The following is a 23,794-nucleotide window of genomic DNA, read 5'->3' as shown; positions in this document are numbered from 1 at the left end:
GGTGGTAGTAGTGGAAAAAGCTTATAAGTTTAGAATGTATCCAAATAAAAAGCAACAAGAGTTAATTAACAAAACATTTGGATGTTGTAGATTTGTATATAATAAATATCTTGCTAAAAGAATAGAAGTTTATGAAAACAATAAAGAAACTTTTACTTATAAACAGTGCAGTTCTGATTTGACCAATTTAAAAAGAGAATTAGAGTGGCTTAAAGAACCTGATAAATTTTCACTACAAAACACCTTAAAAGATTTAGAAAACGCATATAAAAAATTCTTTAAAGAAAATACAGGATTTCCTAAATTTAAATCAAAGAAAACTAATAGATTTTCATATAGAACTAACTTTACAAATGGAAACATTATGTACTTTAGTCAATATATAAAATTACCTAAACTTGGTATGGTTAAAGTAAGGGATAAACAAGTACCTCAAGGGAGAATACTTAATGCTACAGTATCCAAAGAACCAAGTGGTAAATATTATGTAGCATTATGTTGTACTGATATAGATATTAAAGCATTTGAAAATACTAATAGTCAGATAGGTTTAGATTTAGGAATTAAAGAATTTTGTATCTCAAGTTGTGGACAATTTATAGAAAATCCTAAGTATCTTCAAAAGTCATTAAACAAACTTGCTAAATTACAAAGAGAATTATCGAGAAAAACAATTGGTAGTTTAAATAGAAATAAAGCAAGATTAAAAGTTGCAAGACTTCAAGAACATATAGCTAATCAAAGGAAGGATTTTCTACAAAAACTATCTACTAAATTAATACGAGAGAATGATATTATTTGCATAGAGGATTTACAAGTAAAGAATATGACTAGAAATAGTAAACTATCTCGCTTAATTTCTGATGTGTCATGGTCAGAATTTATTCGTCAATTAGAATATAAGGCTAATTGGTATGGTAGACAAATTGTAAAGGTAGGTAAATTCTTTGCAAGTTCACAAATATGCAATAAATGTGGGTACAAAAACAAGGAAATTAAGGATTTAAGTATAAGAGAATGGATTTGTCCTTGTTGTAATGAAACTCACGATAGAGATATAAATGCGAGTATAAATATACTAAAAGAAGGATTAAGATTAATAACAGTTTAAAATAGATAACGTATGTAAGGAACCGTAGGAACTACGGGGATAGCCTGTGGAGAATTGGTAAGACATATTTTAGTATGCGAAATTCTATGAAACAGGAACCCTGTGACTTTAGTCATGGGAGGTTCAGATTACTTAATTTGTAGTAATTCCCTTTCACTTTTATATAAAGACAAATAGAAAAAAAGAATCAAGTTTGCTAGCCAATAACTAGCCACCGTTGTGACAGCAAAGCTACGTGATAAGGCTCTGTATGCTCCTACTGTGTGACATGAGGGCATAAAAAAGCGGCGTTTCTATCTTCCCTTGTGGGAATTACTAAACGCCACCTGTATAAATATAATAGAATATTTAAATAAAATAATTACATTGTTTTATTCAAATAATGAGTTTTTAAAATCTAAGAAATATCCTTGTGGATGAAGACATACAGGACAAGCTTTTGGTGCTTCTTTACCTACATGGATATGCCCACAATGTGTACATATCCATTGTATATCTTCATTTCTTCTAAATAAAGTACCTTCTTCTAAATCAGTAGCATATTTACCAAATCTATCACCGTGAACCTTTTCTATTTCAGCTATATTTTCAAATAATTTAGCTATAGCTTCAAATCCTTCTTCACGAGCTGTTTTTCCAAAGTTTTTATATACATCATCCCATTCTTGAAGCTCATTATGTTGTGCTGCTTTAAGATGTTGAGCTGTTTTATCATATAAATCTACAGGATATGCTCCTGATATATTTATATTTTCACCAGCAAATTCTTTTAGTTTAGTAAAGAACTGTTTTGCATGTGCTTTTTCTTGGTCAGCAGTATAATTAAATAAAGATTCTATTATATATAATCCTTCTTTTTTTGCTACAGATGCAGAAATATTATATCTATTTCTAGCTTGACTCTCACCTGCAAAAGCTCTTAATAAATTTTCTTTAGTTTTACTATCTTTTAAATTCATATTCTACCTCTCTATCACAATAAATTTTTACAATATTTGATTCTTTTTATTTATTATTCCAATAGGAGATATAATTATGCTCAATTTAGTCAGCATTTTTAAAATTATCATTGATTTTTTTTAAAATTCTAAGAAATTCTTGTTTTTCATTTTCTGTAATATTATGGTATGCTGTCTCTTTAACTTGTGTTGAGATACTATTAAAAGTATCTTCTATAAGTAATGCTTTTTCTGTAAGTTTTATATATGTAATACGCTTATCACTAGTACATTTTTGTCTTTCTATATATCCTAGATTTATGAGTTTATTAACCAATACTGTAACAGTAGACTTATCCTTTCCTATTTTAGTTGCAATTTCTTTCATTGTAAGTATTCCATTGTTTTCATAAAGTGCAGTTAAAATATTTCCATGAGTAGGTATCAATTCATCTAAACCATTTTGACTAAGTTTACTTTCAATAAACTTAACCATATTAGCTTTTGTTTTACTTATGAAATGTATAATATATTTATCTTCCATAAATTAATCTCCAATCCTTAATCTATTTAAATTAGTTTGACATAAAACTATTTATAAACTATAATTAGTTTAACATAAAACTAATTATATTGGGAGGAAATTTATGAATAAAAAATTTAAATCATTATATATTACAGAAGAAGAAGGCAGTTTTAAGAGAAATATAGTTGAAAGAGAAATAGACTCATTGCCAGAAGGAGAAGTTTTAATAAAAGTAAAATATTCTTCTCTAAATTATAAAGATGCACTTTCTGCAAATGGAAATAAGGGTGTTACTAGAAAATATCCTCATACACCAGGAATTGACGCATCTGGTATAGTAGAATCTAGTAGTTGTGATGATTTTAAAGTTGGAGATGAAGTTTTAGTAACAGGTTATGATTTGGGGATGAATACTTCTGGTGGATTTTCAGAATATATAAGAGTTCCTTCTAGATGGGTAGTGAGACTTCCCAAAAATCTTTCATTGAAAGAAGCAATGGATTATGGTACAGCAGGATTTACAGCAGCTTTATCTATATACAAATTTATAAACTCTGTAGATAAGGATATGGGAGATGTATTAGTTACTGGTGGTACAGGAGGAGTTGCAGTAATTGCAGCCAAAATATTGATTAAATTAGGTTATTCAGTTGTAGTATCAACAGGAAAATTAGAAGAACAGAAAGAAGTACTGTTAGATTTAGGAGTTAAAGATGTTATACATAGGTCAGAAGTAGACGATAATTCAGGTAGACCTCTACTTAGACCAAGATGGGCTGGAGTGATAGATACAGTAGGAGGAAATACTTTATCAACAGCAATAAAGACAACTAATTATTGTGGAGCAGTGACAACTTGTGGTAATGCAGGTGGAATTGAGTTTACAAGTTCAGTGTATCCATTTATCTTAAAGGGAGTTACTTTATATGGTATAGACTCTGTAGAATGCCCAATGAATGTAAGATTAAAGATATGGGATTTATTATCTAATGAATGGAAATTACATGATTTAGATGATATGGTAAATGTAGTATCGCTAGAGGAATTAAATAATAGTATAGATTCAATAATGGCAGGAAAGCATGTAGGAAGAACAGTAGTTGATTTAGAAAAAAAGTAGGTAGTTAAATTAAATTTATAAGTATAATTTTAGATATTAAGCAAATATAATTTTAGAATATTAAGAAAAAATGAGATACCTTAAATTTATTTAGGAGTATCTCATTTTGATTTTTATGTAAAGGATTATTCATGAACAATTAATTCAAAGACATCAGGTCTTGAATAATGACCTTCTGAGTCAAAATCTAGTCTACTAAGAACTATCTGTTCTAAGTCTAAATCAGCTATTAACATTTCTTCTTTATTGAAAATAGGTCCAGCTACATATTTTCCAAAAGGGTCAACTATACAGCTTCCTCCTGGACACATAATTTCTGGTTCGACATCTAATTCTTTATAGTAATTAAGGTCAGTTGGATACATATTTTTTTCAACGTATTGATTACATCCGATAACGAAACATCTTCCTTCTAAAGCAATATGCTTCATAGTTGATTGCCATTCTTCTCTTGAATCTGCGGTAGGAGCTATATAAAGTTTTACTCCTTTAGCATAAAGAGCTGTTCTAGCTAATGGCATATAGTTTTCCCAACAAATCAAGCCCCCCATTTTTCCATATGGAGTATCAACTACTGTAAGAGTACTTCCATCTCCTTCGCCCCAAATACATCTTTCTGTTCCTGTAGGTTTAAGTTTTCTGTGTTTACCAATAAGTTTACCTTCTGGAGAGAAAAATAAGTTTGTGCAATAAAGAGTACAGTTTATATCATTACCATCTCTTTCTGTTATACCCATTGATAAGTATACACCTGCTTCTTGAGCTGCTTTTCCTAATAAATCTGTTGTAGCACTAGGAACTGGCACAGAATTATCATAGTATCTTTTCCAATCTTCTCTACCTTCCATTGTTCTACTTCCAACAACAAATCCAAATGAAAGACCTCTTGGATATGCAGGTATGAATGCTTCTGGGAAAACTACAATATTTGCTCCTTTTTTACCAGCTTCTTTAATTAATTCTAATGCTTTTTCAACTGTTTTTTCTAAGTCCATTATGACTGGTGATGCCTGAACAACAGCAATTCTTACACTTTTATTTTCTTTGCTCATAAAAAACCTCCTAAAAATATTTAAATTTGTTGCTTTGAACAGACTACATCAAATGATATTTGATAAGTAAAGTCTTTATATTGTGAATAATGATGTAACTGTATACTTAAAATGATACATCATGATTTAAAAAATTACAATTGTGCAAAAACAAGTAAGTTCAAATATTTAATCTCACTATTTTATAATAGCTTTTTAGCAATATGAAGACTATTAAATTGTCTTATTTATAATGAATAGTATTTATTTCTTGGCGAACAATAATTAAAAACAAAACTTTTACATGAATAAAGTCTAAAGAAACAAATTTAATGTAATGTAATATAATTAAAAAGAAAACAATGAAGAAAATTTATAAAAATAGACAGCTTAAGGAGAATTTTATGAAAGAAAAAATTTATTACAATGGAAATATCATTACAATGGAAGATTCAATATGTGGAGATGCTATTCTTATAAAAGATAAGATAATAAAAAAGATAGGAACAAAAGAAGAAGTCTTTGCTTTAAAAAATAAATATACAGAAGTTATAGATTTAAAAGGGAAGACATTGATGCCTTCTTTTATTGATTCACATAGCCACTTGATAGCTTTTGCTACTACACTAAAGTTAATTCCTTTAGAAGATGCAACTAGTTTTAAAGATATAGTAAAAAAAATACAGGATTTCAAAGATAAAAATAATATAAAAAAAGGCGAATGGATAATTGGATTTTCATATGATAATAATTTCTTAGAAGAAGATAGACATCCAGATAAAGATGTACTTGATAGTGCATCTTTAGAGAATCCAATACTAATTTCACATGCTTCTGGTCACATGGGTGTTGCAAATACACTAGGATTAAAGCAACTTGGTGTTACTCATGAAACACAGGACCCAGAAGGTGGGCATATTGGTAGAATAGAAGGAAGTCAAGAACCAAATGGATACTTAGAGGAGAATGCATTTTTTAATGTATCGTCTAAAATAAAGCAACCATCACCAGATGAGATTTTTAAATCAATTGACAAAGCACAGGACATATATCTAAGCTATGGTATTACAACAGCTCAAGAAGGTCTAATGGCAGAGAATCAGTTTAACCTTCTAAAAACAATGGCAAGTCAAAAGAAATTAAAGATGGATATTGTAGGATATGTGGATTTGAAAAAAAGTAAATCTGTAGCAGATGGAAATAAAGATTTTATAAAGAAATATACAAATAGATTTAAAATAGGAGGATATAAAATATTTTTGGATGGCTCTCCACAAGGTAAGACAGCATGGTTAACTAGACCATACGAAAATTCAGATGATGATTATTGTGGATATCCTATATATAAAAATGAAGAAGTAGAGAAATTTATAAATATTTCATTAAAAGAAAAAATGCAACTTCTAACTCATTGTAATGGAGATGCGGCAGCAGACCAGTTGATAGATTCATTTGAAAAAGTTTTAAACTTAAAAGAAGAAAATAGTAAAAATGATGCAAGACCAGTTATGATACATGCTCAAACAGTGAGAGAAGACCAAATTGATGATATGAAGAAAATAAATATGATACCTTCATACTTTGTAGCTCACACATACTATTGGGGAGATATTCATATCAAAAACCTTGGAGAAGATAGAGCATTTAAAATTAGTCCACTTAAAACAACTATAGAAAAAGGTCTAACTTACACTTTACATCAGGATACACCAGTAATAGCTCCTAATATGCTTGAAACAGTATGGTGTGCTGTTAATAGAATTACGAAAAAAGATGTGCAAATAGGAGAAAATGAAAAGATAAGCCCATTAGATGCTTTAAAGGGTGTTACTATAAATGCAGCGTATCAATATTTTGAAGAAGACAAAAAAGGCTCGATTAAAGAAGGTAAATTAGCTAATTTAATAATACTAGATGAAAATCCACTTACAATTGACCCTATGAAAATAAAAGATATTAAAGTACTAAAGACTATAAGAGAAGGAGAAGTATTATATTCTTTAAAATAGATGTAAGTTACATGAGTTTGTTACTATATAAAAATAGACTTAAATAACAAATTAGGTAGAATTAAATGATATTATAGCTAAATCAACAATTTATTATATTGAAGATTTACCAGTATAATTTTGTTAATTCTACCTTCTTAACTAAATATCAATTTATTGAGTTATCTATGTAGTATGTCAGATAATTAAGTAGATAATAGTTTATGAAACAATTATGTATATTACTTTACTTTCAATTTCATTAGGATTTCCCCATTTATGTCTCATGCCAAATGGAATTTTTACACTATCACCTTCATTTAGTTGAAATATATCGTCTTCTAAGCTAAGTTGGACACTTCCTTTGAGAACATATGCAACTTCATCTCCGTCATGCCCATTTTTTTCTTTACAATAAGACTTAGGAGCTAAGTTCATAATGGCAAACTCAAATTCATTAAATGGATTACTTGATAACATTTCATATAAAATATCTTTTGAGTCTGGCAGAATTAATATCCTTCTTTGATTATTTCTCACAATTAGTTCTAAATTATCTATAGAAGGAATAAAAAAATTGACTAATGGTACATTTAAAGCATTTGAAATTGATTTTAAAAAACTTATGGATGGATTTACACTTCCTTTTTCTATTTGGCTTATTAATGAAGGTGTAACTTTAATTAGTTTAGATAAGTCTTTTATACTGAGATTCTGTTTTTTTCTACATAAAGTCAATTTCTTACCTATATTTGAATCGCTCATCTAAATCCTCCTATTCAAATAAATTATTTATAAAGAATTATATCATAAGGTAAAAAAATTTATATGAAAGTTAATAATTATATAAGATTGGTAAATAAAAAGTCAAAATAGATAATTGATTAGCAAAATCGATATAATTATAATGAAGTTAATTATAAAAACAACAATTAAAAATTAAATTATATTAATTTAATTAAATATAATTTGACAATATATAAAAAAGTTAGTAAAATATAAATAAATTAAATAAAAATAAATAGGTTCGGATAAAACAAAAAAGATTTCTTAACCTCAGACAGAAAACATATTATCAAAATTATTTGAGATTAAGAGATAACATCCAATCTTAAGTACTGAGGAGGAAAAAATGCTTGATATAAAAAGAATAAGAGAAAATCTAGATGGTATAAAAAAAGCTATGGAAAGAAGGGGTGAAAAAGCCTTTAGCCTTGATGAAGTAGTTAAGTTAGATGATGAAAGAAGAAAAATTCTTCAAGAAGTTGAAGTCATGAAAAATGAATTAAATATAGCATCTAAAAATATGCCAAATCTTATAAAAGAAGGTAAAGATGTAGAAATTGAAAAGGTCAAGTTAAAAGAGTTATCTGACAAGATTAAAATTATAGACCAAAACCTTAAACAAGTAGAAGATAAGATGGAATATCTGTTAATGAGAATACCAAATGTACCACATCCAGAAGTTCCACAAGGTGAAACTGATGAAGATAATGTTGAGGTAAGGACTTGGGGAGAGACTACTAATTTTGATTTTGAATCTAAGGCTCATTGGGAAATTGGAGCAGGACTAGGTATACTTGACTTTGAAACAGCTAGCAAAATAACTGGTTCAAGATTTACTCTTTATAGAGGATTAGGAGCTAGGTTAGAAAGGGCATTATTAAATTTTTACTTAGACACAAATACAACAGTAAACGGATATACAGAGGTTATTCCACCATTTATGGCAAATAGAAATAGTTTTTTAGGTACAGGGCAACTTCCTAAGTTTGAAGAAGATATGTTTAAAATAGAAGGACTGGACTATTTTCTAATTCCAACATCAGAAGTTCCTTTGACCAATATACATGCTAATGAAATACTTAAATTTGAACAATTACCAATAAATTATACAGCATATACTCCATGCTTTAGGTCAGAAGCTGGTTCTGCTGGAAGAGATACAAGAGGATTGGTAAGACAACATCAATTTAACAAAGTAGAAATGGTTAAAATAGTAGCACCAGAAGAATCTTACAATGAGTTAGAAAAGCTTACTAACAATGCTGAGACTATGCTACAATTATTAAAATTACCATATAGAGTAGTGAAGATATGTACAGGTGATTTAGGATTCACAGCTTCTTTTAAATATGATGTAGAAGTTTGGATGCCAAGTTATAATAGATATGTTGAGATTTCATCTTGTTCAAACTGTGAAGATTTCCAAGCTAGAAGAGCAGGAATAAGATTTAAAAGAGATAAAGATTCTAAAGCTGAATATGCACATACATTAAATGGCTCTGGATTAGCTATTGGAAGAAGTGTTGCAGCTATATTGGAAAATTATCAACAGGAAGATGGTTCTGTAGTTGTTCCAGAAGTTTTGAGACCATATATGGGAGTTTCTGTTATTAAATAAGAGTTAAATTATGTATTTTTAAATAATACAATAAGCTAGAAGTAATTAAAAAATAATAATGAATATAAAAAAGTGTACAAACTAATGAATATTGATATAGTAAGCTATCATATGAAAGAGTATGTATACTTTTTTATTTACTAAATTTATTAAAAAATAAACATAAATAATTTACAAGTAGAAAGGAATTTTTTATGAAAATTCAAAAGACAGAGTGGGGATATATTGAATGGAAACACACTTATGATGAAAACAATCCAAAACAAGCTATGAATATATATATTGCAGTAACTATGCAAGGTAAAAAACATTTTAATCATGTTCATTATGGTCAAGAGCAAATGATATATATTTTAGAAGGAGAAGGTCTGTATATCATAAATGGAGTATGGAAGCCATTTTACCAAGGTATGATTTTTTATATAGAATCTGGCAGTACACATGAAACTATAAATACAGGTGATAGACCAATAAAAGAACTTATTGTTTCAAATAATGTAAACGATGTAGGAGAGAGTGAGGTTATAGATGTTAATCCTAATAATTATTTGAAGAAAACTTTAATAAATTATAGCGAAAGTACTTTAAATTTGTATGCAGCAATAGAATCAATTCGTGGTCAATTTATAGACCCATTCAAAATTCCATTGATTATATATGATGATTCATGGAATATAGTTTTAAAAAATCCTTATTTTCCTCTATTTTGTTTTGAAAAATGTAACCCTATGAAATTTCCTCAAAACTGTGATTGTATGAATCAAAAAAGTAGCAACCAGTTTGTATGTAAGTATGGGATAACAATATATAATATTCCAATATTATACAAAAACAATAGTATAGGAGTGATAAGAGGAGGATATGTATTATTATCTGATTTAAATTTAGATACAACACATAGTAATTTATATGATATACCAGAAGGTGCTGCTAGAAGTATAAAACGTCTCTTAAAACAAATATCTAAAAATATAATAAATTTTTGTTCATTCAATGACATAAGAAAAGATTTACAAGAAAAAGAGAATACTATTGCAAGAACATATCATTATGGCGAGCAACTTGAAATGAATTTAAAGGTAGCTCAAGATATGGTTACCAACTTAAGAATAAACCATCACTTTTTATTTAATACTCTAAATTCAATGGCAAGTATAGCACTTGATGATGGTAGTTATGATTTGTATAGTGCAATAATAGATTTATCTAAAATGTTTAGATATACAATGAGGTCTGATTTACGCTTTGTAGAATTAGAATCGGAAATACTATATATTAAAAATTATTTAAACTTACAGAAATTGCGTTATGGAGATGCGCTTAAAGTAAAGTATCTTATTCCTGAGAAGCTCTATAGTCTTTCTGTACCGTTTAACTTTATTCAACCTATTGTAGAAAATGCTTTTACACATGGATTTAGAGATATTGATACGGAAAAACGAGTTGAGATAATTGCAAGAGTTGATTCTGAGTATGCTATTATAGAAATTCATAATAATGGAACTATTTTAGAGGAGAACAGTATAGACAAAATAAGGGCAGGTATTCGTAGTAATAATGGTCATGGATTGTCTTTAATATATACAAAATTTACATCTGCTTATGGAAATGATTTTGATATGAATATAAAGTCAAGTGATAAAGAGGGGACTTACATAATGATTAAAATTCCTATTGAAAATTGTAAGGAACATGTATAGAGCTTATGAAAAATTAATAAGTTTTATAAATGTTAAGAAATATATTAGATGTTTTTATGTTGTTTTATATATCTTACTTTTTTATATTATTAAGCTAAAAGGGAGGAATTCTCATGAGAAGAGCACTAATAATAGATGATGAAGAAGCTGTTCTAAAAATAATAACACACTTTATAGAAATGAAAGATATGCCAATAAAGATTGTTGGTAAAGCAACATCTGGTGATGAAGCAGTAGCTAAAATAATTGATTTAGAGCCAGACATAGTGTTTATAGATATTCAGATGCCAATATATAATGGGTTAGAGGTAATAGAAAAAACATCTCACCTAGCCAAAAAAATAAACTTTGTCGTAATAACTGCTTTTGACTATTTTGAATATGCACAAAAAGCCTTGAGATTAAATGTGAAAGATATACTCCTTAAACCATTAGACATGAACGAGTTTAATAAGTCTGTAGAAAATATTATCGGTTATCAATATACTAATAATAATCTATTAAATGAGATACTAGAGTATGTAAATTTAAATTATAATAAGGACTTAAAGCTAAATGATTGTGCTAAATTATTTTTAACTAATCCATCTAATATATCTAGGATTTTTAAAAGTAATTTGAATACAACTTTTATATCATATCTAAATCATATAAGAATAGAAAAATCTATTGAGTTACTTGAAAATACTACGAAAAGTATAAATGAGATTGCAGAAATGGTTGGTTACAATAGTCTAAATAATTTCTACAAAAATTTCAAGATAGAAAAAGGAATGACTCCTAAGGTCTATAAATTAAATACTAAAAATTGAAATTGATAAATAAAAAGTCAATATAGATAATTGTTTGAGTGTGCCTGAATAAGTATACTTTAATTATAGTAAAAATTAAAGCGCTTTAAACATATTTAATAACATTAAACCTTATAAAAGCTGTACCTATTTATATAAAAAAATATATATAAATAAAAATAAAAAGATATACAAAATAAAAAAAGCAAATCAAATACTGTTCTAAAAAGACAGAATTTTCATTTAATTTGCTGAGGATTTATATTTGTTGAAGAAGGTAACTTTATAATGGAGGTAATTTAATATGTCAGACAAAGTGAATGTGAAAAATATTATCTATATTGCAGGGGCTTATTTAGCAACAGCAATTGGTTCTGGATTTGCTACAGGTCAAGAAATACTCCAATTTTTCGCCTCCCAAGGATATATGGGGCTAGTTGGAGCATTAATATCAATGGTGTTATTTTCATTTCTTGGAGCTGAAGTTATAACTAGAGGTAGAGAATTAAAACTTAAAGAACCAACGAGAATTTATACTTTTTATTGTGGAAAGATTTTAGGTAAATTCTATGAATGGTTTAGCCCAATATTTTTATTTGGAATTCTTATAGTAATGATTTCGGGTGCAGGCTCAACTTTAACTGAATACTATGGTATAAATCCTTATTTGGGAAGAGTTTTGATGGCTGTTGCTACGTTAATCACAGTGTCTATGGGTTTAGAAAAATTAGTAAGTATACTTGGTCGTATTGGACCAGTAATAGCAGTATTTACAATTGCTGTTGGGCTAATAAGTTTATTTAAGCATTTAGATGGATTATCTATGGTTGGAGAAGCTATGAAGAATATTGAAGTTACAAAAGCATCAGGAAGTCCAATAGTTTCAGGAGTAATTTATAATACATTAAATATTATTGTAATGATTGTTTTTTTAACAGGAATGGGAGCTTCTATTGAAAGTAAAAAGGATGCTTTCTGGGGAGGTCTATTAGGTGGAGTAGTATTTATGACTGCTGGAATAGTTATGTATTTGGCTATGATTTCAGATATAGGAAACTTATATATGAAAGAAATACCATCACTTTATTTAGCAGATAATATAGCTCCTATTGTAGGTGTACTTTTCTCAGTTGCACTTATATTAGGTATTTATACGACTGCTGTTCCACTTTTATGGTCTGTAACTAATAGGATTGTTGAAGATGAACACCCTAAATTTAAACTTGTAACAACAGTAATAGCTGTTTTGGCTTGTATAGGTGGATTTTTACCATTTGGTAAACTAGTAAACATTCTATATCCATATACAGGTTATATGGGACTTTTAATTTTAGTCTGTATGGTATATAAAGCTATTACATGTAGAGAAAAATCAACACAAAGTCAGGAATAGGGTTACTTATCAATAGATTATAGTTAAGGGAAGTTTTTTATATAATATAGATTTTAAAAAGTCAAAATAGTTAAATAAATTGCAAGATATGATAATATATTTAATTAAAACGATGTAGTAAAATATAAATATAAATGAAATTAAATTGAATTTATAAAAAATATCTTTATTAATATTAATGACTTATATATAATTTGTAGTTAACATAGTAGAAAAATCAAAAATAAAAATTTTGGAGAGGTGTTAGTATGCATGAACTTATTTTGATATCAGAAAAGTACAAAGAAGATATTTTAGAGTTTTTTACAGATATTCATATGCACCCAGAACTAAGTTTTAAAGAATTTAGGACTACAAAAGCTATAAAAGATTTATTAGTAAGTTTAGATATAGAGATATTAGATATGGGAATGGAAACAGGAGTTGTAGGGTTATTGAAAGGAAAGTACGATGGTCCTACAGTAGCATTAAGAGGAGATATTGATGCTTTACCAATCCATGAAGAGGTTGATATTGAGTACAAATCACAATATGATGGTATAATGCATGCATGTGGACATGATATACATACATCTTGTCTTGTAGGATGTGCATATGTACTATCCCATATTAGAGATAACCTTCATGGAAATGTAAAGTTTATATTTCAACCAGCAGAAGAAGTTAATAAAGGAGCAAAGATGCTAGTTGAACGAGGAGTAATGGAAAATCCAAAAGTTGATGCTATATTTGGTCTTCACAATCATCCAGATATACCTTGTGGAAAAGTAGGTGTTAAGTTGGGTGGATTAATGGCAGCAGTAGATACTATTAAGATAGAAGTAAATGGTTTTGGAGGGCATGGAGGTATACCAAATAGAACAATAGACCCTATAGTAGCATCAAGTGCAATTATAATGGGTATTCAAACAATAGTAAGTAGAAATATAAGTCCATTAGAATCAGCTGTTATATCAATAGGCACTATAAATGGAGGAACTGCAAATAATGTAATTTCAGAAAAAGTAGATATGACAGGTACATGTAGAAGCTTTAGTAATGAGGTACGAAAGAAAATATCTGAAAATTTGGAAAATATAGTTTGTGAAATAGCACGTGGATATCAAGCAACTGCAAAACTAGATTATTTATTTGATTTACCAGCTGTTATAAATAGTAAAGAAATGTACACAATAGCTTGTAAATCTGTATGTGACTTGTATTCAGAAGATGCTGTAGTTGATCCAATACCTTCCACAGGAGGAGAAGATTTTTCTATATTTATGGAAAAAGCACCAGGATTTTTTTACTGGTTAGGTGTAGGCAACAAAGAACAAGGTTGTACGTATCAGTGGCATAATCCTAAATTTAAAGCTGATAAAAATTCTATTTTAGTAGGTACAAACGTACTATGTCAATCTGTTATAAATTATATGGATAAATTTAAAAAGTAAAATTTAACATAGAGTGTTTCTGGAGATAAAGTTTATGGGGGGGATTAGTTTGAGAAAAATTAATTCACAGGAAAAAAACAAAGATAGTGGATTGTTAATGAGAGCATTAAATGTTGTAGAGAGAGCAGGTAATAAACTTCCAGACCCAGTAACCATATTTTTACTACTATGTATAATTGTCTTAATATTGTCAGCAGTTATATCCAGTTTAGGAGTAGAAGAAATACACCCTTCTACAAAAGAGGTTGTAAAAGTAGTAAATCTACTAGAGAAAGAGCAGATTCAATCCTATTTAGGTAGTATAGTTACAAACTTCCAGTCATTTGCTCCATTAGGATTAGTATTAGTTACGATGCTTGGAGCAGGTGTTGCTGAGAAATCTGGATTTATGGAAGTATTAATGAAAAAAGGGATAAGTAAAGTTCCACAAAAACTTGTAACTGTAGCAATTGTATTTGCAGGTATGTTATCACATACAGCAGCAGATGTAGGATTTATAATATTACCACCACTTGCAGCACTTGTTTTTTTAGGCATTGGAAGACATCCTCTTGTAGGTATGTTTGCAGCCTTTGCAGGTGTTGCAGGAGGATTTGCAGCAAATGTCATGCTTAGTACGACAGATGTATTATTAGCTGGATTTACAATACCAGCAGCTCAAATGATGGACCCATCTTATCAAGGTAATCCAGCAATGAACCTTTATTTTGCTTTTATATCAGCAATAGTTTTAACTTTTGCAGGAGCATTTGTAACTGAAAAATTTATAGCTCCTCGTTTTTCAAAATACAGTGATTCAGAGAATGATAAGGATATGCAGGAATTGAGTGAACTTGAAAATAAAGGTATAAAATACGCTTTATTATCATTGTTAGTTGTTGTGGTAGTAATAGTTGCTTTATGTATAGGTGACAATGCATTTATGAAAGATTCAGAAACTGGTTCAATACTATCTAGTAATGCACCTTTAATGAAAGGTATAGTTCCTATAATCACTATTATATTTTTAACTCCAGGATTAGTGTATGGAAAAGTAAGTAAGAAGATAAAGAATGACAAAGACTTAGTATCTATGATGGGTAGTAGTATGAGTGATATGGGTGGATATATAGTTTTAGCATTTATAGCATCTCAATTTATTAATCTATTTAATCTTAGTAACTTGGGAACAATTTTATCAATAACAGGAGCAAAAGTCTTGGCAGAATCCGGGATACCTAGTTATGGATTGATAATAGGATTTATATTTCTATCTGGATTTATCAATTTATTTGTAGGAAGTGCTTCTGCGAAATGGGCTATTTTAGCACCTATATTTGTTCCAATGTTTATGTTACTAGATTTTAATCCAGCATTAACTCAAATAGCTTATCGTATTGGGGATGCTTCAACAAATCCAATAAGTCCACTTTTTCCGTATTTCCCAGTTATATTAGCTTTTGCTAGAAAATATGATAAGAATCTAGGTATAGGTACTGTCATATCGAATATGATTCCATACTCGGTGGTATTTACATTAATAGAAATAATATTGTTATTACTGTTCATGGGTATTGGCATACCATTAGGACCTGGTGGAGGAATATCTTACATTTTATAGGTTTTTATAATAAATTTATTAATAAAGATTAAATCAATAAAATATATTCTTTAATTAAGAGGAGGATTATGATGTTAAAAACAACAAAAATTTCAGACCCAGAGTTATATAATATTGTAGCTGGAGAGTTGGTTAGACAAGAGCATAATATTGAGATGATAGCTTCTGAAAGTACAGCACCAACAGAAGTACTTGAATTAAGTGGATGTGTATTTACAAATAAAACAGAAGAAGGTTATCCAGGGGCTCGTTTTCAAGCAGGTTCTGAAGAAGCAGATAAACTTGAAACTCTAGCAATCAAACGTGCAAAAGAAGTATTTGGAGCAGAACATGTAAATGTACAGCCATACTCAGGTTCTACAGCCAACTATTGTGTATATTCATCAATATTAAAACCAAATGATACTGTCTTAAGTATGCGTCTTGACCAAGGTGGACATTTAACACATGGTAGCACAGTTAATTTTTTACATGACATTTATAAGTATGAATTTTATGGAGTAGACCCAAGTACTGGACGTATAGATTATGACGCTCTTGAAGCAAAAGCAAAAGAATGTAAACCAAAACTTATAATTGCAGGAGCAAGTTCATATCCAAGACTAATAGATTATGAAAGAATATCAAAGGTTGCAAAAGAAGTAGGGGCTTACTTTATGGTAGATATGGCACATGTTGCAGGTTTGGTAGCAGCAAAAGTAATTCCTAGCCCTGTACCTTATGCAGATTTTGTTTCTTCATCTACAACAAAAACTTTCTGTGGTCCAAGAAGTGGTATTGTACTTTGTAAAGCTGAACATGCAAAGAAACTAGACAAAGGTGTTTTCCCAGGAACATTAGGTTCTATACATCTTAATACAGTTGCAGCAAAAGCCTTTTCACTATTGTATTTAAGCACAGATAAATTTAAAAAAATAATGGAACAAGTGGTAGTAAATGCTCAAACTTTAGCATCTGAACTTATTTCACATGGTTTTAGTATTGTAAGTGGAGGAACTGATAACCATATAGTTATGGTTGATTTAAGAAGCAAAAATCTTACAGGAAAACAATTTGAAAAAGCTCTTGAATATGTAGGAATAACAGTTAATAAAAATGTTATTCCTGATGACCCACAGTCACCATTTGTAACTAGTGGTGTTCGTATAGGTCTTACATCAATATCTCAAAGAGGTCTTAAAGAAAAAGAAGTTATACAAATAGCAGGAATAATGAATAAGGTAGCAGAAAATATTGATAATAAAGAAGTACTAGATGATTGTAAAGTGGAAGCTCAAGAGCTTATATCTAAGTTCCCATTATATCCAGAAGGGTATTTTGAAGATTAAATATATTGATTTATATAGCCCATAACCTATAAAGCCTATAACATAAAACCTAATAATATATAATTACTATAAGGGGATGCCTCAAAATAACAATTTGAATCATCTCCTTTTTTATATAAAAAATAAAAAAGGTGTTTTCGAAGAACTCTTAACCTATGTGATAAATGTAGCAAATACAGGTGTTGTAAACATCTCATTGTGAAAAGCTACACTTGCGTGTTATAATGTTATAAAAAATAAATTTGGAGTAATGTCATGATTGAAAACTACACTTTGTGTGAAATTGAGGAATTAAAGAGTAAAATACATAAAAACATTAATGTGAACGATGATATTGTTTGTGGAATTTGTGATAAACTGATTTCGCTTGCAAAAGAAAATAAAGATTGGCAAAGTGTGGCTTTTGGATATGTATGGCGTGCCGATTATTATTTCTATGTAGAATCAAATATGAAATGCGTATCAAAAGAGTTAGAGTATGCACAGGAGTATATTGATGAAAAGAAACCAAGTGAGTTATTAGAAAAATTTTATGCAATGCATAGTTTGCTTTTTTCAAATTCATATGATAAAAAATCTGCATTTAAATATACTTTAAAAGCCTTGGACATTTCTGAAAGATTAGACATTAAATACCGAATTGGTATAAATTATGGAAATATTAGTTCTTATTATTTGGATTACGAATTATATGATGAAGCAATGCTTTATTTAGATAAAGCAATGAAAGTATTGCGTTCTTTGCCAGATACAAAACCACGTTTTCTTCGAATGTTGTTAATTAATTTCATTAGTATATATTTAAAACTAGGTAAGCTTGAATTGATGAAATCAACTATTGAAGAATTGAGTTCACTTCCATTTGAAGAGAAAGATTTAAAAATCTATGTTGATTATGGATATTTACTTTATTATGCAGAGATACAAAATCAAGAAAAGAGTTTATACTATCTGCAGGAAATGAAGAATGATGGACTTATGATTTTTCCAAATCGAGTTTACTTAATAGAATTTTTGATGAATGCAATAGAAGCAATGATACATATTAAAAGTAAAATAAAATCAAGTGAATTATTACAATCTTTACAAGAATTAATAAAAGAAGATGAACCAGAACCTTTATTGAAATTGTGTAAGTTGAAAATTCAGTATTCACAGCAATTTGAAACAAAAAAGGAACTGTATCTCCATTATCGTGAGTACCATAGCTTATATTTAAAAGCACAAGCTCAATCAAATTTGTTAAAGATAGAGGGTTTGTGTGCTAAGATTGAATTAAATGATACATATACTAAGTATAATCAATCAAAAAAAGTATTAAAAGAATTATATGACCTTGTCAATTATGATGAATTGACCAATATATACAATCGTTATTATTTTAATATTAAGCAAGATGAAATTCTCAATAGCAATAAGTATACTAATATTGGTCTTGCAATATTTGATATTGATTACTTTAAAGAATACAATGATTATTATGGACATTTGGCAGGTGATGAAATATTAAAACAAGTAGCTAGTATCCTAAAAGATAATGCAAATGAACAAATGGCAGTCTTTCGTTATGGTGGCGATGAATTTATTTGTCTTAGTTGGGACTTGAATCTTGAACAAATGGCTGATTATGTGAATCAAATAAAAGAAGCAATAAAATTAAAAAGTATCGAACATATACATTCACGATGTTCAAAAATAATAACATTGTCAATTGGCTATGGGAATAAGACCGTTTCAACTAAAGTTGATGTACTTAATTTGTTTGACGAAGTAGATAAAGCACTATATGCTGTTAAGAATAATGGTAGAAATAATGCTAAATCAATACTTGATATGGAAGGGGTGCATAATGACTAACTATAATGTAGCACTTGAACAAATTCAATTGCTGATTGATCGAATTCAGCATCGTTTTGAACATAATTCTAGATTTAATAAACACGATTGTGATAGGTTGCTAACTATATCAGAACAGTTAAACTACTTCTATGGACAAGCACTGGCTCATGTGTATTTAGCACAATATTTTCAGATGAAGTGGGATGGAGATGCCTATAATTTTCATTCAGAAAAAGCAAGAGAACTTGCTGAACATAAAAACTATTTTGATGTGTTAATTGAATATTTTAAACTTGAGGGCTTGCGAAATGTTACTATTTGTGACGAAATAGCAGCTCTTACTATATATTTAGAAGGTATCAAAATTGCATATAAAATTAAAGATAAAAAATCATGTGCTATTTTCTATAACAATATTGCTGATATATTTTATACAAGTGGAGTATATACAATTGCAGAGCAATTCTATACAAAAGCATTAGATGTTATAAAAGATGTTCCTATAAAAAGTGTACTCTTTTACTACAAGTCTATACTTGTGAATCTATTACACCTTTCTTGTGTTCAAGGAGAATTAGATAAAGCTCTGAAGTATCATGAAAAATGTTTAAGTGTAAAATGTGAAGTTGGCATTTTACCTTTATTATTTATGGAAGGAGAAATACGTCTTCTATTATTAGAAAATAAGGAAACAGAAGCATTACATAAAATAGATAGTTTGATAAAAAAGTTGATTGAAAATAAGGAAGATGCGTTTTTACTGAAATCCACTTATTTGTATTTAATAGAGTTTTTGCTTTTGTTGAAAAGAGAAGAAGATGCAGCCTGGTGCTTAAACCAATTAGACACATTGTATAACAACAAGGATCAAAATATAACTATACAAATTCAAAAATTACATGTTCAATATGCAATTCTATTTGGACATGAGACTGATGAAATTTATGAAACTTTTTATGAAACCATATTAAAAGGAGAAGTGATAGGTAAGATATCAATGGGGGAAAGCTTCAAAAGTCTTATTTCTCTCTATGAAACAGAAAAAGAACAAAACCTTATGTTGGAAAAGCAAGTTAGACTACAAACAGTAGCAGATATAGATGAACTTACAAAAATTTATAATCGAAGATACAGCAGTAAACTTATAAGTAAATTAATCCAAGATGATGAGGTTTTATCCATTGGATATGTTATGGTTGATATCGATTTTTTCAAAGAATATAATGATTACTACGGTCATTCAAAAGGTGATGAGGCAATAAAAGAAGTTACTACTTTATTAAAGAATAACTTGCCAGACAACGCTTTTGCTGCACGATATGGAGGAGATGAATTCACTTGTATATTTGTTGATAGAAGTGATGATGAAATTATTACATTTGTTAAGTCAGTTCAAAAAGAGCTGAGAGAAAAAAATATTGTACATTTAAAAAGTAAAAACTCTAAACAGCTCACTTTATCTTTTGGGATATATAACGAGATACATGTCGATGGTTGTGATGAATTAACCCTTATTAAAAATGCTGATTTAGCCTTATACCAATCCAAAAATAAGGGAAGAAATGTATATACAATTTATAAACAAAGGAGCCAATCGTGATGGAAACGGAAAAGAATATCACCTTAAAGCGCCATATATATGATACTTCATATATTTTGGAAAAATATTGTAAAGTAAAAGGTAGTGACGAAAGATACGCTTTAATACATTTCAACATTAAAAATTTTCGCTATTTTAATACAAAGTATGGGAGTAAAGCAGGAGATGAAATCTTGACATTGATTTTTCAAAAGATAATGACATTTTTAGAAGAAAAGGAGTATGCTGCATATTTATATGCGGATAACTTTGCATTTTTAGTTAGGTGTGATGACTCTAATTACCTTATATATGAACGATTGATACCACTAATTGAAATGTTATATCGTATAGATGATGAGCGGATTTATAGAAATCTTTTTATGTCTATGGGGATTTATGTGATTATTAACCCAGAAGTCTCATTTTATGATGCACTAAATTATGCAAATCTGTGTAGAAAAGAAAGTGAAACTTTATTTAATAGAAGTTCTTGTATAGAACTTTATGACGAATCTTTTTATAAAAGCTATATGGACCGTATGAAACTAGAAATAGATACAGCAGATGCATATAAAGAGTATGAATTTGTTACATATCTACAGCCAAAAGTTAGCCTAATAAGTGGAGAAGTTATAGGTGCAGAGGCACTACTTCGTTGGTTTGATAAAGATGGAAATAGCGTACCATTATATAAATTTCTGCCTATCTTAAACCAAAATGGCTACATTAAGTTAATTGATATTGATACTTTTGAACAAATGTGCCAATATTTGGACACAAGAATAAAAAATAACCAGAAGGTTGTACCAATCAGTTTTAATATTTCAAAGTCATATTTTTATGATCCAGATATTGTTCAAAATTACATTGATGTATTTGAAAAATATAATATTCCTAAGAACTATATTGAAATTGAATTTATGGAATCAATTTCTTTAAATGATACTGAGCGTTTGAAAAAAATAGTATCTGATTTTAAGGGATATGGATTTACATGTTCTCTAGATGATTTTGGCGATGGATACTCTTCTTTTAATGTATTACTTAATGCGCGTTTTGATATTATCAAGATGGACCGTCAGTTTTTTTTAAATAACTTAAATGGTAATAGTAATTTAGTAATAAAGACTATTATAGATTTAATTCATTCCTTAAATATGAAGGTGACTGCTGAAGGTGTAGAATCCAAAGAACATATAGAAAATTTAAAAGAATATGGATGCGATATGGTTCAAGGTTATTATTACTATAAACCTATGTCAATTGATTCATTTAACATGATATTGGACGAGCAGGATGATTGTCAGGAATTATAAAAATTATTTTTTTAGAGGGAGAAAAATATGAGATACAAAAAAATTATAACGTTATTATTAGTAGCTATGTTTGCATTAAATTTGGTGGCATGTTCCACACCTAAACAAGGAGATACAACAAAAGGCTCAGTTTTTAAGGGTACTCAAGGAAAAGAAATGGTAACGTTAAATGTCACATCAGAGCCAACAGAATTGAATCCAATGAGAATGAGTGATACTATTGCCCAAAGTATTCTCTATCATTGTATGTCTGGATTCACAAAGTTGAATGAAAAGGATGAGCCAGTAGCTGATTTAGCAGAACGTTGGGATATAAATGATGCTAACACAATTTATACAATGCATCTAAGAAAGGATGCAAAATGGTCAAATGGAGACCCAGTAACTGTGAATGATTTTTACTATTCTTGGGTGACACAGATGAAGCCTTCTACTGGAAGTATATTTGCTGCATATATATATAAGAATATAAAAAATGGAGAAGCATTTTATAAGGGGGCGATTGACGAAACACAGCTTGGGTTAAAGGTATTAGATGATTATACATTAGAAATTCAATGGTCTCATCCAATGACTAATGGCTTATTTTATTTGTCACAACCATATTTTTTACCAATAAATAAGAAGGATTATGAGACGATTGGCGATAAACAGTACGCTAAAGAGGCAGATAAAATGGTAACAAATGGCGCATATAAAATAACAGAATGGGTTCATGATGACCATCTTACAATGGAGAAATCTGAAGAATATTATAATGCATCAGAAATTAATATTCCTAAAGTTAAGTTGGTCATGATAGGAGATGCAAATACAAGTTTGAATGCATTTACTGCTGGAGAAATTGACCTTTGTAACTTATATAACGAACAAATTAAACTCGTGGGAGACAAAAGTAAAGATACTATTCAATCTTACATAGATGGAGGTTCTTGGTATTTAAGCTTTAATACACAAAATGAGTATCTTTCTAACATAAATCTAAGGAAAGCACTTGCCTATTCTATTGATGTACAAAGTTTGCTTGATAATGTAATTAATGATGGTTCTATAGCAGCTAACGGTCTTGTGCCAGGTGTTATAAAAGGTGTTGATGGTAAAAGTTATGCAGAAAAACGTGGTAGCCTATTTAAGTATGACAAAGATAAGGCAAAGGAATATCTTGATAAGGCACTTCAAGAACTTGGGATAGAAAAGAAGGATATTAAACTTGTATTTTGGACATCAGATACAACATACAATCAGAATCAGGCTGCCTATTTGCAACAACAATGGAAGGAAAATCTTGGATTGGATGTAGAACTAAAATCTACAGCAGTGAAAGCTTTGTCTGAAGCAACAATGAATGGTGATTACAGCTTTGCAGTGAATGCTTGGGGGCCTTCTGAGAATGATGCAATTACATTTTTAGAGAATTATACAACAGAAAATATGAATAACCATGGAAAGTATTCTAATCTAAAGTATGATAAGTTGATTGAGGATTCAACTCATGAGAGCGACCCTAAAAAGCGTCAAGAGATACTGATACAGGCAGAAAAAATTCTAATAGATGATATGGTTATAGGACCGATGTATTTTACATGTACTACTTATGCAGTTTCTGATAAACTAGTTGGTCTAGTACGTACACCATTTCAATTCTTTAACGTTTTAAATGCTCATATTAAGTAAATAAAAACAGGACAGGAGCA

The 23,794-nt window shown here is 29.1% G+C and carries 18 protein-coding genes; 14 read left to right on the top strand and 4 right to left on the bottom strand.

Going from position 1 to position 23,794, the window contains the following annotated elements:
- Position 1: 1 nt before the first annotated feature.
- On the top strand, positions 2-1,111 hold the full coding sequence (gene tnpB / locus ACTG48_RS16265; RefSeq protein WP_479917400.1) for an IS200/IS605 family element RNA-guided endonuclease TnpB: 1,110 nt from the start codon (positions 2-4) through the stop codon (positions 1,109-1,111).
- Positions 1,112-1,482: 371 nt separating this feature from the next.
- On the opposite strand, the gene rbr is transcribed toward tnpB, so the two are convergent.
- Entirely contained in the window at positions 1,483-2,070 is a 588-nt protein-coding gene (rbr, locus tag ACTG48_RS16260; protein ID WP_021385797.1) for a rubrerythrin, read from the bottom strand.
- Between the two features lie 85 nt (positions 2,071-2,155).
- Entirely contained in the window at positions 2,156-2,593 is a 438-nt protein-coding gene (locus tag ACTG48_RS16255; RefSeq protein ID WP_479917399.1) for a MarR family winged helix-turn-helix transcriptional regulator, read from the bottom strand.
- Between the two features lie 103 nt (positions 2,594-2,696).
- On the opposite strand from ACTG48_RS16255, the gene ACTG48_RS16250 reads away from it, so the two are divergent.
- Complete coding sequence (locus ACTG48_RS16250) at positions 2,697-3,695, top strand: YhdH/YhfP family quinone oxidoreductase (RefSeq protein ID WP_479917398.1); 999 nt, start codon at positions 2,697-2,699, stop codon at positions 3,693-3,695.
- A gap of 125 nt (positions 3,696-3,820) precedes the next feature.
- On the opposite strand, the gene ACTG48_RS16245 is transcribed toward ACTG48_RS16250, so the two are convergent.
- Entirely contained in the window at positions 3,821-4,747 is a 927-nt protein-coding gene (locus ACTG48_RS16245) for a carbon-nitrogen hydrolase family protein (protein ID WP_021385776.1), read from the bottom strand.
- 383 nt (positions 4,748-5,130) lie between these two features.
- Here ACTG48_RS16245 and ACTG48_RS16240 point away from each other — a divergent pair, with 383 nt between their 5' ends.
- Positions 5,131-6,735: an amidohydrolase gene (locus tag ACTG48_RS16240; RefSeq protein ID WP_479917397.1), complete on the top strand. Its 1,605-nt coding sequence runs from the start codon at positions 5,131-5,133 to the stop codon at positions 6,733-6,735.
- Between the two features lie 201 nt (positions 6,736-6,936).
- On the opposite strand, the gene ACTG48_RS16235 is transcribed toward ACTG48_RS16240, so the two are convergent.
- Complete coding sequence (locus ACTG48_RS16235; protein ID WP_479917396.1) at positions 6,937-7,479, bottom strand: helix-turn-helix domain-containing protein; 543 nt, start codon at positions 7,477-7,479, stop codon at positions 6,937-6,939.
- 367 nt (positions 7,480-7,846) lie between these two features.
- On the opposite strand from ACTG48_RS16235, the gene serS reads away from it, so the two are divergent.
- The 11 genes from serS to ACTG48_RS16180 all read left to right on the top strand — a co-directional run bounded on the left by serS (position 7,847) and on the right by ACTG48_RS16180 (position 23,774).
- On the top strand, positions 7,847-9,118 hold the full coding sequence (gene serS / locus ACTG48_RS16230; RefSeq protein WP_479917395.1) for a serine--tRNA ligase: 1,272 nt from the start codon (positions 7,847-7,849) through the stop codon (positions 9,116-9,118).
- 194 nt (positions 9,119-9,312) lie between these two features.
- Positions 9,313-10,818: a histidine kinase gene (locus tag ACTG48_RS16225; RefSeq protein ID WP_479917394.1), complete on the top strand. Its 1,506-nt coding sequence runs from the start codon at positions 9,313-9,315 to the stop codon at positions 10,816-10,818.
- 113 nt (positions 10,819-10,931) lie between these two features.
- Complete coding sequence (locus ACTG48_RS16220) at positions 10,932-11,630, top strand: response regulator transcription factor (protein ID WP_479917393.1); 699 nt, start codon at positions 10,932-10,934, stop codon at positions 11,628-11,630.
- A gap of 283 nt (positions 11,631-11,913) precedes the next feature.
- Complete coding sequence (locus ACTG48_RS16215; RefSeq protein ID WP_479917392.1) at positions 11,914-13,002, top strand: YkvI family membrane protein; 1,089 nt, start codon at positions 11,914-11,916, stop codon at positions 13,000-13,002.
- Between the two features lie 248 nt (positions 13,003-13,250).
- Complete coding sequence (locus ACTG48_RS16210; protein ID WP_479917391.1) at positions 13,251-14,435, top strand: M20 family metallopeptidase; 1,185 nt, start codon at positions 13,251-13,253, stop codon at positions 14,433-14,435.
- A gap of 49 nt (positions 14,436-14,484) precedes the next feature.
- On the top strand, positions 14,485-16,035 hold the full coding sequence (locus tag ACTG48_RS16205; RefSeq protein ID WP_479917390.1) for an AbgT family transporter: 1,551 nt from the start codon (positions 14,485-14,487) through the stop codon (positions 16,033-16,035).
- Between the two features lie 71 nt (positions 16,036-16,106).
- Positions 16,107-17,363, top strand: a complete 1,257-nt coding sequence (locus ACTG48_RS16200; protein WP_479917389.1) for a serine hydroxymethyltransferase — start codon at positions 16,107-16,109, stop codon at positions 17,361-17,363.
- 255 nt (positions 17,364-17,618) lie between these two features.
- Positions 17,619-19,220: a GGDEF domain-containing protein gene (locus ACTG48_RS16195; protein WP_479917388.1), complete on the top strand. Its 1,602-nt coding sequence runs from the start codon at positions 17,619-17,621 to the stop codon at positions 19,218-19,220.
- Positions 19,165-20,802: a GGDEF domain-containing protein gene (locus tag ACTG48_RS16190; protein ID WP_479917387.1), complete on the top strand. Its 1,638-nt coding sequence runs from the start codon at positions 19,165-19,167 to the stop codon at positions 20,800-20,802. The genes ACTG48_RS16195 and ACTG48_RS16190 overlap by 56 nt, the downstream gene beginning before the upstream one ends.
- Positions 20,802-22,100, top strand: a complete 1,299-nt coding sequence (locus ACTG48_RS16185; protein WP_479917386.1) for an EAL domain-containing protein — start codon at positions 20,802-20,804, stop codon at positions 22,098-22,100. Before ACTG48_RS16190 ends, ACTG48_RS16185 begins: the two co-directional genes overlap by 1 nt.
- A 27-nt stretch (positions 22,101-22,127) precedes the next feature.
- Positions 22,128-23,774, top strand: coding sequence for a peptide ABC transporter substrate-binding protein (locus tag ACTG48_RS16180; RefSeq protein WP_479917385.1), 1,647 nt, complete (start codon positions 22,128-22,130; stop codon positions 23,772-23,774).
- Positions 23,775-23,794 lie beyond the last annotated feature (20 nt).

Source organism: Clostridioides sp. LIBA-6822 (assembly GCF_056688955.1).
This window is presented reverse-complemented; position numbering and strand designations above follow the sequence as displayed.

Coding starts and splice junctions, on each gene's coding strand:
- rbr (WP_021385797.1), bottom strand. CDS start 2,070: ATGAATTTAAAAGATAGTAAAACTAAAGAAAATTTATTAAGAGCTTTT.
- ACTG48_RS16255 (WP_479917399.1), bottom strand. CDS start 2,593: ATGGAAGATAAATATATTATACATTTCATAAGTAAAACAAAAGCTAAT.
- ACTG48_RS16250 (WP_479917398.1), top strand. CDS start 2,697: ATGAATAAAAAATTTAAATCATTATATATTACAGAAGAAGAAGGCAGT.
- ACTG48_RS16245 (WP_021385776.1), bottom strand. CDS start 4,747: ATGAGCAAAGAAAATAAAAGTGTAAGAATTGCTGTTGTTCAGGCATCA.
- ACTG48_RS16240 (WP_479917397.1), top strand. CDS start 5,131: ATGAAAGAAAAAATTTATTACAATGGAAATATCATTACAATGGAAGAT.
- ACTG48_RS16235 (WP_479917396.1), bottom strand. CDS start 7,479: ATGAGCGATTCAAATATAGGTAAGAAATTGACTTTATGTAGAAAAAAA.
- serS (WP_479917395.1), top strand. CDS start 7,847: ATGCTTGATATAAAAAGAATAAGAGAAAATCTAGATGGTATAAAAAAA.
- ACTG48_RS16225 (WP_479917394.1), top strand. CDS start 9,313: ATGAAAATTCAAAAGACAGAGTGGGGATATATTGAATGGAAACACACT.
- ACTG48_RS16220 (WP_479917393.1), top strand. CDS start 10,932: ATGAGAAGAGCACTAATAATAGATGATGAAGAAGCTGTTCTAAAAATA.
- ACTG48_RS16215 (WP_479917392.1), top strand. CDS start 11,914: ATGTCAGACAAAGTGAATGTGAAAAATATTATCTATATTGCAGGGGCT.
- ACTG48_RS16210 (WP_479917391.1), top strand. CDS start 13,251: ATGCATGAACTTATTTTGATATCAGAAAAGTACAAAGAAGATATTTTA.
- ACTG48_RS16200 (WP_479917389.1), top strand. CDS start 16,107: ATGTTAAAAACAACAAAAATTTCAGACCCAGAGTTATATAATATTGTA.
- ACTG48_RS16195 (WP_479917388.1), top strand. CDS start 17,619: ATGATTGAAAACTACACTTTGTGTGAAATTGAGGAATTAAAGAGTAAA.
- ACTG48_RS16190 (WP_479917387.1), top strand. CDS start 19,165: ATGGTAGAAATAATGCTAAATCAATACTTGATATGGAAGGGGTGCATA.
- ACTG48_RS16185 (WP_479917386.1), top strand. CDS start 20,802: ATGGAAACGGAAAAGAATATCACCTTAAAGCGCCATATATATGATACT.
- ACTG48_RS16180 (WP_479917385.1), top strand. CDS start 22,128: ATGAGATACAAAAAAATTATAACGTTATTATTAGTAGCTATGTTTGCA.